Annotated in this window: 14 protein-coding genes; 9 read left to right on the top strand and 5 right to left on the bottom strand. The window is 72.5% G+C overall.

Features of this window, described 5'->3' with window-relative positions; translation table 11 throughout:
• Positions 1-37 precede the first annotated feature (37 nt).
• Entirely contained in the window at positions 38-835 is a 798-nt protein-coding gene (locus tag ABZU74_RS21980; RefSeq protein WP_355426828.1) for a tyrosine-protein phosphatase, read from the top strand.
• Here ABZU74_RS21980 and ABZU74_RS21975 read toward each other — a convergent pair.
• From ABZU74_RS21975 to typA, 3 genes are all read right to left on the bottom strand, one after another.
• Complete coding sequence (locus ABZU74_RS21975) at positions 804-1,505, bottom strand: lysoplasmalogenase (RefSeq protein ID WP_355426825.1); 702 nt, start codon at positions 1,503-1,505, stop codon at positions 804-806. The genes ABZU74_RS21980 and ABZU74_RS21975 overlap by 32 nt on opposite strands.
• 76 nt (positions 1,506-1,581) lie before the next feature.
• Positions 1,582-2,433, bottom strand: coding sequence for a serine hydrolase (locus ABZU74_RS21970; RefSeq protein WP_355426822.1), 852 nt, complete (start codon positions 2,431-2,433; stop codon positions 1,582-1,584).
• Positions 2,434-2,547: 114 nt separating this feature from the next.
• Positions 2,548-4,416 carry a translational GTPase TypA gene (gene typA, locus ABZU74_RS21965; RefSeq protein ID WP_355426819.1) on the bottom strand — a complete coding sequence of 623 codons (1,869 nt, stop codon included), beginning with the start codon at positions 4,414-4,416 and terminating at the stop codon, positions 2,548-2,550.
• Positions 4,417-4,549: 133 nt separating this feature from the next.
• Here typA and ABZU74_RS21960 point away from each other — a divergent pair, with 133 nt between their 5' ends.
• Positions 4,550-5,971 carry a DedA family protein gene (locus ABZU74_RS21960; protein WP_355426816.1) on the top strand — a complete coding sequence of 474 codons (1,422 nt, stop codon included), beginning with the start codon at positions 4,550-4,552 and terminating at the stop codon, positions 5,969-5,971.
• Here ABZU74_RS21960 and ABZU74_RS21955 read toward each other — a convergent pair.
• Entirely contained in the window at positions 5,968-8,091 is a 2,124-nt protein-coding gene (locus tag ABZU74_RS21955) for an efflux RND transporter permease subunit (RefSeq protein WP_355426813.1), read from the bottom strand. The two genes, ABZU74_RS21960 and ABZU74_RS21955, sit on opposite strands and share 4 nt — an antisense overlap.
• Before the next feature lie 123 nt (positions 8,092-8,214).
• On the opposite strand from ABZU74_RS21955, the gene ABZU74_RS21950 reads away from it, so the two are divergent.
• The 5 genes from ABZU74_RS21950 to ABZU74_RS21930 all read left to right on the top strand — a co-directional run bounded on the left by ABZU74_RS21950 (position 8,215) and on the right by ABZU74_RS21930 (position 13,407).
• Positions 8,215-8,730 (top strand): MarR family transcriptional regulator, encoded by a 516-nt coding sequence (locus ABZU74_RS21950; protein ID WP_355426810.1) that lies wholly within the window; start codon positions 8,215-8,217, stop codon positions 8,728-8,730.
• Between the two features lie 2 nt (positions 8,731-8,732).
• Complete coding sequence (locus ABZU74_RS21945) at positions 8,733-10,412, top strand: CocE/NonD family hydrolase (RefSeq protein ID WP_355426807.1); 1,680 nt, start codon at positions 8,733-8,735, stop codon at positions 10,410-10,412.
• Positions 10,413-10,570: 158 nt separating this feature from the next.
• The gene (locus ABZU74_RS21940; protein WP_355426804.1) at positions 10,571-11,446 is read left to right on the top strand and encodes a hypothetical protein; all 876 of its coding nucleotides are present in this window, start codon (positions 10,571-10,573) and stop codon (positions 11,444-11,446) included.
• A 108-nt stretch (positions 11,447-11,554) separates the two neighbouring features.
• Positions 11,555-12,130 carry a helix-turn-helix domain-containing protein gene (locus ABZU74_RS21935; protein WP_355426801.1) on the top strand — a complete coding sequence of 192 codons (576 nt, stop codon included), beginning with the start codon at positions 11,555-11,557 and terminating at the stop codon, positions 12,128-12,130.
• Positions 12,127-13,407, top strand: coding sequence for an MFS transporter (locus ABZU74_RS21930; protein WP_355426798.1), 1,281 nt, complete (start codon positions 12,127-12,129; stop codon positions 13,405-13,407). Before ABZU74_RS21935 ends, ABZU74_RS21930 begins: the two co-directional genes overlap by 4 nt.
• Before the next feature lie 49 nt (positions 13,408-13,456).
• Here ABZU74_RS21930 and ABZU74_RS21925 read toward each other — a convergent pair whose 3' ends face one another.
• Positions 13,457-13,660: a cold-shock protein gene (locus ABZU74_RS21925; RefSeq protein ID WP_007462771.1), complete on the bottom strand. Its 204-nt coding sequence runs from the start codon at positions 13,658-13,660 to the stop codon at positions 13,457-13,459.
• Positions 13,661-13,853: 193 nt separating this feature from the next.
• On the opposite strand from ABZU74_RS21925, the gene ABZU74_RS21920 reads away from it, so the two are divergent.
• Positions 13,854-14,537 carry a 50S ribosomal protein L11 methyltransferase gene (locus ABZU74_RS21920; protein ID WP_355426795.1) on the top strand — a complete coding sequence of 228 codons (684 nt, stop codon included), beginning with the start codon at positions 13,854-13,856 and terminating at the stop codon, positions 14,535-14,537.
• A gap of 102 nt (positions 14,538-14,639) precedes the next feature.
• Positions 14,640-15,248 (top strand): VTT domain-containing protein, encoded by a 609-nt coding sequence (locus tag ABZU74_RS21915; protein WP_355426792.1) that lies wholly within the window; start codon positions 14,640-14,642, stop codon positions 15,246-15,248.
• Positions 15,249-15,380: the final 132 nt, after the last annotated feature.

Raw genomic sequence — 15,380 nt, 5'->3', positions numbered from 1 at the left:
ACCCTATACGCAGGTTCAGCGCGGGAGGGGAGACCGGATGGCCGGGCAGGGCTGGGAGCTGGTGGGTGCACCGAACGCACGTGACCTGGGTGGGCTCGTCGGCGCGGAGGGGCGGCGGATCCGGGTCGGCCAGTTGATCCGCACTCCGGCGCTGGGTCGGCTGACCGACGAGGACCTACCGGTGCTGGCGAAGCTCGGCCCGGCGTGCGTTGTCGATCTGCGCGACGGCACGGAGATCGCGGTCGCCCCGGAGGACCGGTTCGCCAGTGAGCCACGGGTGGTGCGCCTGCCGGTGCACGACCCGGGGCACCCGGTCTTCACGTACGTCTCGGCGGTGCTGCTCGGTCACGACCTGGACGCGTACGCGGAGCTGGCCCGGCAGGGCACGGCGGGGGCGATGGCGGCGATCTACCGCTGGTTCGTGACCGGTGAGTCGGCGCGGGTCGGTTTCGCCGAGGCGGTGCGGCTGGCGGCCCGACCGGAGAACCTGCCGCTGGTCTACCACTGCTCGGCCGGCAAGGACCGCACCGGTTGGCTCACCGTCATCCTGTTGACGGCGCTCGGGGTGGACGAGGCGGCGATCCGCGCCGACTACCTGCGCAACAACGAGCTGACCGAGAGCCTGCGGGCGGTGATCGTCGAGGCGATGCGACGGCGCAATCCCGAGCTGGACGTCGACGCGGTGCTGCCGGTGCTGGAGGTTCGCGCCGAGTACCTCGACGCCGGTTACGCCGAGGTGCGTCGGGTGCACGGCTCGTTCGACGCGTACCTGCGCGACGGGTTGGGGCTCACCGACTCCGACCTCAGCGCGCTGCGGGCGCAACTGCTGGAGTGACAGGTGAGCCGGGCGGTCTGCCGGCGCGGGCGGCCCAACCGGTGACGATCAGCGCCTGACCGGCGGCGTAGGTCGCCATGACCAGCACCGGCGCACCGGGTGGCTGGGCCACCTCGGCGACCCCGGCGGCGATCAGCAGGTCGGAGCCGAGGAAGAGCGCGGCGCCCAGACCGACCCGCCAGCCCTGGGTGGTGGCGGTGCTGGCCATGGCGGCCAGCGCGATCGCGTAGCCGGCCACCGGCACGGCCAGCCCGACGTCGGTCAGCCCCGCCCACATCCAGGTCAGGGCGACGACGGTCAGCACCGCGTACCCCAGGGGGACGGCGACCAGCGGCGTGCGGCGCAGCGCGGTCGCGGCGCCGTGTCGGGTGAAGGCCGCGAGGTAGCAGAGGTGCGTGCCGAGGAAACAGGCCATGCCGGCGAGGAACCAGTAGGTGCCGTCGATCATCAGGGCGACGTCGCCGCCGGTGGCGAAGGCCAGCGCGGCGAGCAGCAACCGGTCCGGTCGGGCCGCGCGTTCGGCGCTGACCCACCAGAGGTACGCGGCCAGCAGCGGCATCAGCAGCGGCTTGGTGAGCAGGAGGGCCAGGCCGTCGCCGGTGGCGTTGGCCAGCAGGTTCGCGGCCGTCACGACGAGGAAGGCGATCAGCATCGAACGACTGCGGGGCATCGGCGGCTCCGGGGTGGGGGTGCGAGCAGCCTAGCCGCAGTCGGCGACGCTGGCGCGGGCCGTCGAGGCCGTCGGTTCAGAGCTGGTGGCGGGCGGCCCAGACCTGCGCCGAGATGTGCGCGAGCAGCAGGCAGGCGTCGTCCTCCACCTGGTCGTCGCCCCCGGCCAGGTCGGTGGTGGTGCAGACGGCGATCAGGTACGGCGGGGCGTCGTCGGGCAGCACCACGCCAGCGCCGTGGCGGACGCCGCGTACCCACCCGTTCTTGTGCGCGATGCGGGTGCCCTCGGGCAGGCCGGCGGCCAGGTCCTCGCGGTGCTCCTGGGCGAGCAGGACGTCCAGCATGGTGGCGCAGGCCGCCGGCGAGGCGAGTGGGCCGGGAGTGTCGGCCCCGGTGGCCAGGGCGCCGAGCAGGGCGGCCAGGTCGGCGGCGGTGACCGTGTTGGTGATGGCGGCCTCGCGGGCGGCGAAGTCCTCGATGCCGCGGCCGGTGACGCTGGTACGGGCACCGGCGAGCGCCCAGACCTCGGCGACCGCGGGCAGCCCGACGTGGCCGAGGACGAGGTTGGTGGCGAGGTTGCTGGAGCGCACGATCATCCGGTCGGCCAACCAGCGCAGCGTCGCGGTGCCGCCGATGCGGTCCCAGACCGCGTCGTCGTTGTCGTAGGCCTGCGCGCAGGCGAAGCGGGGTGCGCCGGGCTGGGCGGAGGCGAAGTCGTTGACGACCGGGACCGGGGCGTCCAGGTCCAGGGTGCCGGCCTCGGCGGCGCGGTGCAGCGCGGCGAGCACCGCCACCTTCATGGTGCTCGCGGCGTAGTGGGCGGCATCCGCGTGCCGGGTCCAGGTAGGCGGCGCGTCGAGCCGACCCACGTACGCGGAGATGGTGCCGGGCACCCGGTCGAGGTGGGCGTCGAGATCATCCCAGGTCATGCCGGTGACCGTAGCGGATCACGGGTGAGCAGGGTCCGCGTACCCGTCGGGAGAGAAGCGAACGGGCGCGCCGGCCGCAAGCGGCCGACGCGCCCGGTGTCGGGTGCTGGTGGGTCAGCCGGCGTGCTTGCGGCGGGCGGCGGCCCGGCCCCGCAGCTGCTGGTCGAGCACCACCTTGCGGATGCGCACCGCGGTCGGGGTGACCTCGACGCACTCGTCCTCGCGGCAGAACTCCAGGGCCTGCTCCAGCGAGAGCTTGCGCGGCGGGATCAGCTTCTCCGTCTCGTCGGAGGTCGACGCCCGCATGTTGGTGAGCTTCTTCTCCTTGGTGATGTTGACGTCCATGTCGTCGGAGCGGGAGTTCTCCCCGACGATCATGCCCTCGTACACCTCGGTGGTGGGGTCGACGAAGAGCTGGCCGCGCTCCTGGAGGTTGATCATCGCGAAGGCGGTGACCGCGCCGGCCCGGTCGGCGACGAGCGAACCGTTGTTGCGGGTACGCAGCTCGCCGAACCACGGCTCGTACGACTCGAAGACGTGATGCAGGATGCCGGTGCCCCGGGTGTCGGTGAGGAACTCGGTGCGGAAGCCGATCAGGCCGCGGGCCGGCACCAGCCACTCCATCCGGATCCAGCCGGTGCCGTGGTTGACCAGCTGCTCCATCCGGCCCTTGCGGGTGGCGAGGAGCTGGGTGATCGCGCCCAGGTATTCCTCCGGGGCGTCGATGGTCAGCCGCTCGACCGGCTCGCAGGTCTTGCCGTCGATCTCTTTGGTGACCACCTGCGGCTTGCCGACGGTCAGCTCGTAGCTCTCCCGGCGCATCTGCTCGACCAGGATGGCCAGCGCCAGCTCGCCGCGGCCCTGCACCTCCCAGGCGTCCGGCCGCTCGGTGGGCAGGACCCGCAGCGACACGTTGCCGACCAGCTCCTTGTCGAGCCGGTCCTTCACCATCCGTGCGGTGACCTTCGAGCCCTTGACCCGGCCGACCAGCGGCGAGGTGTTGGTGCCGATGGTCATCGAGATGGCCGGCTCGTCGACGGTGATCAGCGGCAGCGCGACCGGGTTCTCGACGTCGGCGAGCGTCTCGCCGATCATGATCTCCGGGATGCCGGCGACGGCGATGATGTCGCCCGGGCCGGCGGTCTCGGCCGGCTTACGCTCCAGGCCCTCGGTCATCAACATCTCGGAGATGCGGACCCGCTGGGTGCTGCCGTCGGTGCGGCACCAGGCCACCGTCTGACCCTTGCTGATGGTGCCCTGACGGACCCGGCACAGCGCCAGCCGGCCCAGGAACGGCGAGGCGTCGAGGTTGGTCACGTGCGCCTGCAACGGCGCGCCGTCCTCGTACGCGGGCGCCGGGATGGTGTCCAGCAGGGTGCGGAACAGCGGCTCCAGGGAGGTGCTGTCGTCGGGCACCGAGCCGTCGGCGGGCTGGGTCAGCGAGGCGATGCCGTCGCGGGCGCAGGCGTAGACGATCGGGAAGTCGATCTGCTCCTCGTCGGCGTCCAGGTCGAGGAAGAGCTCGTAGGTGTCGTCCACGACCTCCTTGATCCGGGCGTCCGGACGGTCCACCTTGTTGATCACCAGGATGATCGGCATCCGGGCCCGCAGCGCCTTGCGCAGCACGAAGCGGGTCTGCGGCAGCGGGCCCTCGCTGGCGTCGACGAGCAGCACCACACCGTCGACCATGGTCAGGCCGCGCTCGACCTCGCCACCGAAGTCGGCGTGGCCGGGGGTGTCGATGATGTTGATGGTGACCGGATCGGAGCCGTCCGCCGGCAGGTAGTGCACGCCGGTGTTCTTGGCCAGGATCGTGATGCCCTTTTCCCGCTCCAGGTCGCCGGAGTCCATCACCCGCTCGGTGTTCTCGCCGCGTGCGCCGTACGCGCCGGCCTGCCGCAACATGGCGTCGACCAGGGTGGTCTTGCCGTGGTCGACGTGAGCGATGATGGCGACGTTGCGGAGGTCGGTGCGAAGCTGCATACCCTCTATCCTTCCGCCTGCGCTCGCGCAGGCTGCGTCGGGGTCACCCCCAGGTGCCCCTGATCTATGGTGAAACCGCTGTGCCGGTGGTTACCCCGGCTGGCATGCTGGCTCCCGTGTCCCGGGGGCCTGAATGCACGACCTGCTGACCTGGGTGCAGGGTCTGCCCACCCTGTGGATCTACCTGGTCGCCGCGCTGATCGTGGCGGGCGAGACCGCGGTGATCTTCGGCCTGCTCGTGCCGGGTGAGGCTACCCTGCTGCTGGTCGGCTTCCTCACCTACAACGGTACCTTGCGGCTCGGGCCGGCGTTGCTCGCGATGATCGTCGCGGCGGTCCTCGGTGATGGGTTGGCCTTTCGCGCCGGACGGCGGTACGGCTCCCGGCTGCGCGCCGGGCTGGGTCACCGGGTCGGGCCGCAACGGTGGGCCCGCGCCGACGCCATGCTCGCCCGCCTCGGTGGGCGGGGGGTGTTCGCCGCTCGGTGGGTGGCTTTCGCCCGCACCCTGGTGCCCCGGCTGGCCGGGGCGGCCGGCATGCCGTACCGGCGGTTCGCCCTGTGGAACCTGGCCGGGGTGGTGACCTGGGTGGGCGGCTCGGTGCTGCTCGGTCACCTCGCGGGTGAGTCGTACGACACGGTCTCCCGGTTGCTCGGCCGGGCCACCGGGGTGGCGTTCCTGCTGCTGGCCGGCCTGGTGGGTGTGGTGCTCGTCGGTCGGTGGCTGGGTCGTAACCCCGACCCGGTGCGCGCGCTGCTGTCCCGGGCCGGGGCGTTGCCCCCGGTGCGGTGGCTCACCGCCCGCTACGGGGTGCTGTTCTTCCTGGTGGCCATGCGGATCGGCCCGGCCTGGACGCTGCTGCTCAACCTGGCCGCCGGGCTGCTGTTGCTCTTCGCCGCCGGGCTCGCCATCGCCGGCCTGCTCGCGGTGGCGGTCCGCAACAGTGGGCTGGCCGCGCTGGACGGCGCCATCGCCGGGTGGTTCGCCGCCCGGCGTACCCCGGGTGCCGCCGACGCCACCCTGGTCGTGGTGTCGGTGGTACGCGGGTCGGTGCTGATCCTGTTGGTGGCGCTGGTGGCGGCGGTGCTGGCGTGGCGCAACCGGCCCTGGCGGGCGGATCTGCTCAGCGTGGTCGGCACGGTGGGCGCGTTCGTGCCGTTGGTGGTGCTGGCCGTGGTGGCCGAGCTGACCGGCCCGAACGGGACCGCCCCGGGCGGCGGTGAGGCGGCCCCGCTCTCGACCCAGAACGCCGTGGTCGCGGCGAGCTTCTGCACCCTGGCCTGGCTGGTGTCGCGCGGCGCTCACTGGCCGGTGGCCGTGGCCGCCTGGACCGCCGCCGCGGCCGGTGTGCTCGGGGTCGGCGGCGCGCGGCTCTATCTCGGGCTGGACACGGCGAGCGGGACCGCCGCGGCGGTGCTGCTCGGGGTGCTCTGGACGGTGGTTTTCATGGTCGCCTGGGCGACCAGGGACCGGGCGGTGGGCAATGGTCAGCCCCCGGCCGACCAGGCGGACCGGCGACCGTCGCAGGGGCACCGTCGCCCGGTCGAACCCGGCTAGGGCGCTGCCACCGGCTCCGGTGACCTCGGGGTGGCTTCCGCCGGGTCGCGGGTGATGCGGCCGGGCCACCAGAAGCGGTCGCCGAGCAGGAAGGCCAGCGCCGGCACCAGGACCGTGCGGACCAGCAGGGTGTCGAGCAGGACACCGATGCAGACGATGATGCCGATCTGGGTCAGGGTGATCAGCGGCAGCACGCCGAGCACGGCGAAGACCGCGGCGAGCAGCACTCCGGCGCTGGTGATCACGCCGCCGGTGACCCGCAATGCGGAGAGCATGCCGGGGCGGGTGCCGACGCTGCGGGCGTCCTCCCTCGCCCGGGTGACCAGGAAGATGTTGTAGTCCACTCCGAGCGCCACCAGGAACACGAAGGCGAGCAGCAGCACCCCGCTGTCCAGGGCGGGGAAGCCCAGCACGTGGTCGAAGAGCAGCCAGGCCGCACCGAGGCTGGCGAAGAACGACGCGATCACGGTGAGCACCAGCAGCAGCGGTGCGAGCAGGCCGCGCAGCAGGAGCACGAGCACGCCGCCGACCAGCAGCAGGATGATCGGCAGGATGAGGCGTAGGTCACGGTCGTTGGCCTCGTCGGAGTCGTAGGTGGCGGCCACGGAGCCACCGACGATCGCCCCGGACGGGGCGTCGGCACCGGCGACGGCCGGCGGTGCGGAGTCGGGCACGGCGGCGACGGCCGCACGCAGCGCCTCGATCGCCCGGTCCGAGGCGGTGGTGCCGGGTTCGGCGTCGAGGACCACGTCGACCTGGGCGACGGCCGCGCCGGCGTCGCCGGGGCGCGCCGAGGCGACACCGGGTACCGCGGTGGCGGCGTCGGTGACCGCCCGCACCGCCGCCGGGGTGGTGAGCACGGCGACGGGTTGGGTGCTGCCGGCCGGGAAGGCCCGCGCCAGGGTCTGCGCCCCGGTCACCGCCTCGGGCTCGGCCCGGAACTGTTCGGTCTCGGACAGGCCGGTACGGATGCCCAGCCCACCCAGGGCCAGGCCGCCGAGCAGCAGGGCGGCCAGCGTGGCGACCACCACCGGACGGCGTTGCACGGCGGCACCGAGTCGACCCCAGAGCCGGCCCTCGCGGACCGGTCCGCCGACGCGGGGTACGAACGGCCAGAACAGGCCGCGACCGAAGAGCACCAGCACGGCGGGGAGCACGAACAGGGCCGAGAGCATGGCGAACACCACGCCGGTGGCGCAGGCCACCGCCAGTGCCCGGTTGGTCTCCTGCTCACTGAGCAGCAGGGTGAGGACACCGAGCACGACGGTGCCGCCGCTGGCCAGGATGGGTTCCGCGGTGCGGCGCAGCGCGGCGCGCATCGCCGCGAACCGGTCCTCCTCGCGGCGCAGCTCCTCCCGGTAGCGGGCGATGAGCAGCAGCGCGTAGTCGGTGGCGGCGCCGAAGACCAGCACGCTGGCGATGCCGGTGACCTGGCCCTGCTGGAGGTTGATGCCGACGCCCGGCACGATGACGTCCACAGCGCGCAGGGTGAGCTGCTCGGTCGCGGCGACCACGACCAGCGGCACGATCCACAGGAACGGGCTGCGGTAGGTGATCAGCAGGAGCAGCGCGACCACGGCGGCGGTCACCGCGAGCAGTGTGATGTCGGCGCCGTCGAACACCGAGGAGAGGTCGGCGGTGAAGGCCGGGGCGCCGGTCACCTCGGCGGTCAGCCCGCCGGGCAGGTCCGCCAGGGCGGCGCGCAGCTGGGTCACCGTGTCGGTGACGAACTCCTGCCCGCCCGCGGTGTCCAGTGGCACGGCGACGAGGGCCACCGTGCCGTCCGGGGAGACCTGGGCGGGGCCGACCTGCCCGCCGGCCGCGAAGCGGCGCAGGTCGTCGGCGCGAGCGCCGACGGTGGCCCGGTCGGCTTCGCTCAGCGCGCCGCCGTCACCCCGGCTGACCACCACGATGGCCGGCTGTACGTCGCTGGAGGGCAGCTGGTCCTGGAGACGCTGCACCTGGGTCGACTGCCACTGCACGGACAGGCCGGTGGCGGAGACCGGTGCCGGGTTGTCCGGCTGGGGAGTTCCGAAGACGGCGGCGCCCACGACGATCGCGGCGGCCACGGTGAGCCAGGCGGCCAGCCGGCCACGAGCGACTCTGGTGAACACAGACATCAGATGACCCCACGGTATTTCGGATTTCGAGTATCTTGATAGCCGAGATTATCCAGAGCTGTTCTATGCTGCAACCCGGGGGACCGACGACGGGGAGAGCGGCGCGAGGTGGCGACTCACGGCATGTACCGACGGCGCGACACGCGCCGCGAGCAGCTGGTCGCGGAGATCACCAACAACCTTCGGCGGTACGCGGTGGACGCCCAGCAGGTCGGCCACGCCTTCGCCAACCTGCACGGCCTCAACCCGACCGACCTGCAGGCGTTGATCGTGGTGATGGACGCCGAGCTGCTCGGTGACCCGATCACCCCCGGCCGCCTCGGTGAGCAGCTCAACCTCTCCTCCGGCTCGGTCACGGCCCTGATCGACAGGCTGGAACGGGCCGGGCACATCCGCCGTGACCGGGACACCGTCGACCGACGCAAGGTGCTGCTGCACTACGCCGACCAGGGCGCCGCCCTGGCCATGGAGTTCTTCCAACCGCTGGGCGCCCGTACCGACACGGTGATGGCCCGCTTCGGCGAGGACGAGCTGGAGGTGGTGCACCGGTTCATGACGGAGATGAGCGAATCGCTGCGGGGGCACCGCGACGAGGTGCGCGCCGCCCGGCCGGAGTCACCCCGCCGACCGATGGCCTGACAGTGCCGGACCGGCTCGCCACCCGCCTCGCCGGCGCCGCGCTGCGCCTGCCACCGACCCGCCCCGGCCGGGTGCGGGTCACCCGTGGCCTCCCGGTGCGGGCCCGCGACGGTGTGGTGCTGCGCACCGACCACTACGCCCCGGCCGTCAGCGGCGCGCCGACCGTGCTGATCCGCACCCCCTACGGGCGGGGTGGGCCCCTGCGGCTGCTCGGTCGGCTGCTCGCCGCCCGGGGTCGACACGCGGTGATCCAGTCGTGCCGGGGCACCGGGGGCTCCGGTGGGACGTTCGCCCCGCTGGTGCACGAGCGCGACGACGGCGTGGACACCCTGGACTGGCTGCGTCGCCAACAGTGGTGGTCCGGGCAGCTCGGCATGTTCGGGGTCAGCTACCAGGGCTTCGCGCAGTGGGCGCTGGCCGCCGACGCCGGCGACGAGCTGCGCGCGATGGTCGCCGTGGTGACCGCCTCGGCCACCCGGGACTCGACGTACGCGGGGGAGTCCTTCGCCCTGGACACCGTGCTGACCTGGGCGGAGCTGCTGCACGCGCAGACCGTGCCGTGGCTGGCCCGGCAGTGGGAACTCAAACGCGGGCAGCCCCGGCTGGCCGCCGCGCTGGAGCATCTCCCGCTGGCCGACGCCGACCGGGTGGCCACCGGGGTGACCATCCCGTTCTTTCAGGAGTGGCTGCGCCACCACACCCCGCAGGCCGCGTACTGGCGGACCCGGGTCTTCGCCGACCGGGTCGCCCAGGTGCGGGCCCCGGTGGTCATGGTCACCGGTTGGCACGACATCTTCCTGCCCGCGCAGCTCGACGACCACGCCGTGCTGCGCGCCGCCGGCACACCGTCGCGCCTGGTGATCGGCCCGTGGACGCACGGCAGCCCCGGACTGTTCGTGGCCGCGCTGCGCGAGGGACTGGCCTGGCTCGACGAACACCTACCGGCCGCGCCTCGACCGCGCGAACGGGCTCGGTCCGCCGTGTCGCCCGTCCGGCTGTACGTCAGCGGTGCCGGCGGTGGCTGGCGGGACCTGCCGGACTGGCCGCCACCGGCGGTCGAGACCGCTTGGCACCTGCAACCCGGTGGCGCGTTGGCGGCACGCCCACCGGTCGCGTCGACGCCGGACGAACTCCGCTACGACCCCGCCGACCCCACCCCGTCGCTGGGCGGGCCCCTGCTCGTCGCCAAGCGGGCCGGCCCGGTGGACAACCGGCGCGTCGAGGCCCGACCCGACGTGCTGACCTACACCAGCGCCCCGCTGACCGGGCCGGTCGAGGTGATCGGCCCGGTCCGCGCCGAGATCCACGTCCGCAGCGACCTGCCGTACCTGGACGTCTTCGTTCGTCTGTGCGACGTGGACCGCCGGGGTCGCTCGTGGAACGTGTGCGACGGCCTGGTGCGGGTCACCCCCGAGCGCTTCCCGGCCGACCCTTTCGGGGTGCTGCGGATTCCGGTGCCGCTCTGGCCGACCGCGTACCGGTTCGCCGCCGGGCACCGGCTGCGGGTGCAGGTCTCCGGTGGCGCCCATCCACGGTGGGCCCGCAATCCCGGCACCGGGGAACCCCTCGGCACGGCGGTGACGCTGCGTGCCGGTTCCCGGCAGGTTCTGCACGAGCCGGCCTACCCCTCGGCGCTGCTACTGCCGATCGTCCACTCTGCCCCGACGCAGCCTCCAATCTGAACGGACCCATCCTGAGCTGGGCGTTTGTCCAAAACGCGGGCTATGGTGGAGTCAACGCCCGGCGCCGTGCACCAGTAGGCCGGGCTCGTCCGAAGCCCAGCACCGCGTACGCGGTGTGATGTCGTGCCCGGTCCCCACCTCTCGGAAAGGGGGACCCCATGACCCGGGCCCCGGCTAATCTTCTGGCCGTCCGAAGTCTGCTCCTCACTCACCTCGACAACGCCCCCGGGCCAGACGACCTGGACCCGGGTGAGGTCGGCATCGTCGGCGACTCGGCCCACCGGGGCGGCTACCACTGCGGATCGGACCGGGTGGTCACCAACGACTACTCGGTGGTCGAGTCGCCCCGCGACCGGGCCGGGTTGACCCTCGACGCGGCGGCGCTGGATGTCGGCCAGTTCAACGTCCGCTCCGGTGGGCGTACGAACACCCTGCCCAGCTTCTCGGTCTGGTGCGTGGCGCAGTGCGCAGCGAACGCGGCCGACACCCGGGACATCCGGGAGATCATCTACAGCCCCGACGGCACCACTGTGAAGCGGTGGGATCGCCTCGGCAAGCGCACCAGCGGCGACAGCTCACACCGCTGGCACACCCACTTCAGCTTCTTCCGCGACGCCATCAAGGCGGGCCGCGACCAGCGACCCCTGTTCCGCCGCTACCTCAGCTCCATCGGACTCCTGGAGGACGACGACATGACCCCCGAAGAGCACAACTGGCTGGCCACCGTCCACAAGAACCTCACCAGGCTGGACGGCCGCAACCCGGTCGGGCAGATCTACACCCGGATGGCGATGGGTGAGGACGTCACCGTCCCGAACTACAAACCCGCACACCCGACGCTGAGGTCGCTCGCCGCCCAGCTGACCGCGTTGCAGACGGCGCTGACCGCGCTGTCCAACCAGGACCTCACCGACGAACCGGCGATCGTCCAGGGCGTGCTGGCCTCGCTGACGCCGGAGAAGATCGCCGCGGCCATCCCGCCCACGATGGCCAAGCAGGTCGCCGACGAGCTGGCCCGCCGGCTGGTCGCCTGAGCGAGGGGCGGCCCGAGGCCGCCGGGCCGCCCCTCTTGGCGCAGTTTCGCAACAGCTGTTGGGCAATGGGCGTTGCGCAACAGCTGTTGCGAATGCCATGCTGTCGACATGGACAGCTCCGACGTACGCCAGATCACCGACTCCCGGGTGCTGGCCGCCATGTCCCACCCGCTGCGCCGCCGGCTGATGGACGTGTTCAAGGTCCACGGGCCCTCCACCGTCGGGCTGCTCGCTGAGCGCACCGACCAGGCCCCCGCGAACGTCAGCCACCACCTCAAGGTCCTCGCTGCGGCGGATCTGGTCACCGAGGCGCCCGAGCTGGCCCGGGACCGACGCGAGCGGTGGTGGCGCCTGGTCACCCGAGGGCTGCGCTGGTCCAACGCCGACTTCGACGCCGACCCGGCCACCCGGGCGGTCGCCGACGCCGCCACCTCGCTCAACCTGGACCGACACGTCGCCCTGGCCCGAGCCTGGCACGCCGCCGACGAGAGCACCCAGGCCACCTGGAACGACGCGCCGTTCTCCACCGACCACTGGCTGCGCCTCACACCCGAGGAACTGGCCGAGTTGAGCCGCGAGATGATCGACCTTCTCGCGCGCTGGGCCGACCGGGACCTGCCCGACGACGACGCCGACCGCAGGCCCGTCTTCGTGTTCGTCCACGGCGTACCGGCCCGACCGTGACCACCGTCACCCGCAACGACCCCACCGACGTCCGGCCGGCCGGAGGCCTGCTGCGCCACCGCGACTTCCGGTTGCTCTGGGCCGGCCAAACCGTCAGCAGCGTCGGCAGCAACGTCACCACTGTCGCGCTGCCCCTGGTCGCGGTCGCCGTCCTCGACGCCGGCACCTTCCAGGTGGCGGTGCTCACCGCCGCGGCCTGGCTGCCCTGGTTGCTGATCGGCCTGCCGGCCGGCGCGTGGGTCGACCGGCTGCCCGGCCGACCGGTGATGGTGGTCTGCGACCTGCTCTGCGCGGCGGCCTTCCTGAGCGTGCCGCTGGCCGCCCTGCTGGGCCGGCTCACCGTCACGCAACTGCTGGTGGTTGCCCTCAGCGCCGGCGCCGCGCGGGTCTTCTTCGAAACCGCCGACCAGGTCTACCTGCCGGTGCTGCTGCGACCCGGGCAACTACCGGAGGGCAATGCCAGGCTCCAGGCGACCCAGACCGTGAGCTACGTCGTCGGCCCTGGGCTCGCCGGTCTGATCGCCCAACTCACCGGCGCCGTCGCCGCACTGCTCCTGGACGCGCTCACGTTCCTGCTCTCCGCGGTGTTCCTCCTGCGCATCCGCACCCGCGAACCTCGCATACGCCGCTCGGAGCGGTCCCGATCGCTGCGCCGGGACATCACCGAGGGGCTGCGCTTCGTGATCCGGGACCCGTACCTGCGGGTGCTCACGGTCTTCGGCGCGGCCAGCAACATCGGGCTGACCGGCTACCAGGCCGTCCTGGTGGTCTTCCTGGTGCGTGAACTGCGTCTCGAGCCGGGCCTGGTGGGCGGGCTCGTCGGGGTGATGAGCGCCGGCGGGATCGTCGGAGCGCTCGTCGCCACCACTGTGGCCCGGCGCTGCGGCACCGCACGGGCCCTGCTGATCGCGGCGGTGCTCACCGGCCCGCCCGCGCTGCTCATTCCCCTCGCCGCGCCCGGCGTGGGGTTGGCCTGGCCGGCCCTCGGCGGTCTGCTGATCGGCCTGGGGGTGGCCATCGGCAACGTGGTCAAGGGCGCCTTCCGGCAGACGTACACACCGCACCGCCTGCTGGGCCGGGTGACCGTGAGCATGCATCTGCTCAACTACGGCACGATCCCGCTGGCAGCCGTGCTGGCCGGCGCGATAGGCGCCCGCTACGGCGTCGCGACGGCAATCGTCGTGATGACCGCCTGGCTGGCGCTCACCCCGTTGATCCTCTTGGTCGGGCCAATCCGGAGGCGGCGGGACCTGCCCGCCGCCCCGGCGGCGTCTTGAGTGCGCTGCGACGGCGGCCGGAGAACCGACCGCCGTCACCGGCACGGAGCTACATCGGGCGGACGTTGTCCGCCTGCGGACCCTTCTGCCCCTGGGTCACCTCGAACTCGACCTTCTGGCCCTCGTTGAGCTCCCGGTAGCCGCTCGAAGCGATGGCGGAGTAGTGGACGAACACGTCCGGCCCTCCACCGTCCTGCTCGATGAAGCCGAAGCCCTTTTCCGAGTTGAACCACTTAACCGTGCCGGTTGCCATGCATCTCTCCCTGTTCAAAGCGGCTGACCCTCGGCCTCTGGCCGATGATCGCCCGTACCTGTTCGACAGTAACGGGCAAAACCCCGATCCGCTGGCCGAAGTGCCGTAGGTCTTTGACTGAACTCGGGTGAACTCTGCGCGGCGGCATGCAAAACCCACCCCGACCAACCGCCGCTGGGGCATGCTTGCGCCGATGAGGGATGCCGCAGCCGACGCGCTGACCGAGCTGGAACGCGAGATCCACGCGCCCGGCGCCGGTCTGGACCGGCTCCGGTTGATGCCCACCCCGTTCGTCCCCGAGGTGCGGCTGCACCTGGCCGAGGACGCGATCGTCTGGTGGGCCCGGATGGAAGCCGCCGCCGGTCACGCGCTGCCGGCGCCGTACTGGGCATCCGCCTGGGCCGGAGGGCAGGCCCTGGCCCGCCACCTCCTGGACCACCCGGAGCTGGCCGCCGGCCGCCGGGTGCTCGACCTCGCCACCGGATCCGGGCTGGTGGCCATCGCCGCCGCGCTCGCCGGCGCCGCGGAGGTCATCGCCAACGACATCGACCCGTACGCCGTCGCCGCCGTCACCCTGAACGCCCGGGCCAACGACGTCGCCGTCGACGCCACCGGGGACGACCTGCTCGACAGCACCGAGGCGAAGGTGGACCTGGTGGTCGCCGGGGACGTCTTCTACGACCGCGCGATGGCCGACCGGATGCTGCCCTTCCTGCAGCGGGCCGCCGCCGCAGGCGCGGACGTGCTGGTCGGCGACCCCGGCCGCGGACACCTGCCGACGGACCGAATGAGTGTGCTGGCCGACTACCCGGTGCCCACCACCGAACCGTCGGTCGACTCGTCGCTACGCCACGTGCAGGTGCTGCGCCCCGTCTGAGGTGGGACCCCCAACTCAGGGGCGACCCCGAGGCGGATACCAGGGGTCACTGGGGGCTACGACCCGATGTCCGAAGTAGCGCGTCGGCCATAGCGTCGACGCATGACGCAATGGCTGGCCCAGATCGGAGAACTACCGGTTCTACTGCTGATGGGTGCGCTCGGGCTCGTCATGCTCTTCGACGCCGTACCCCTGCTGGGTGTCCTCATCCCCGGCGACGTCGCGATCCTCGCCGCCGTCGGCGTCGGTCGCCCGAGCACCGGGCTGGCCACCTTCACCGCGGTGCTGATCGGCTGCCTGGCCGGCTGGTCGCTGAGCTTCCTGATCGGCCGTCGCTACTCCGACCGGCTGCGCCACAGCCGCATCGGCGGCTGGATCGGCGAGACCCGCTGGACAGCGGCGGAGGGCATCCTGCGCCGCGGCGGCGGCCGGATGATGGTCGTCGCGCCGTTCCTGCCGGTCTTCAACGCGCTGCTGCCACTGGCCGCCGGCGGGCTGCGGATGTCGTACCGCCGATTTCTCGGTTGCGCGACGATCGGCGCGGCCGCCTGGGCCGGTCTCTACCTGGCCCTGGGCACCGCGTCGCGGTCGGTGGCCGGGCTGCTGCCGGGTGATCCCAGCCCGCTGGTGGTCACGATGGGGGTCGGGCTGGTGCTGGCTTCCGTCGCGTTGCTGGGGGCGCGGCGGCGGCTGTTCTCCGTCGTTGGCTGAGCTGTCTTCGTTCTGGGGGTGGGGCGGGGGACCCTGGGGCCGGGTGCGGTGGGTGGGGGCGGGGGCCCGCCGCGCCCGGAGATCGGAAGTGCGTCGGGTAGGGAAAGAGTGGTAGTCGTAAGGTGTAGATGT

The organism is Micromonospora sp. NPDC005171 (genome assembly GCF_040608575.1).
Taxonomy (GTDB): Bacteria; Actinomycetota; Actinomycetes; order Mycobacteriales; family Micromonosporaceae; genus Micromonospora.
The sequence above is the reverse complement of the archived record's forward strand: the minus strand, read 5'-3'. Positions and strand labels throughout refer to the sequence as shown.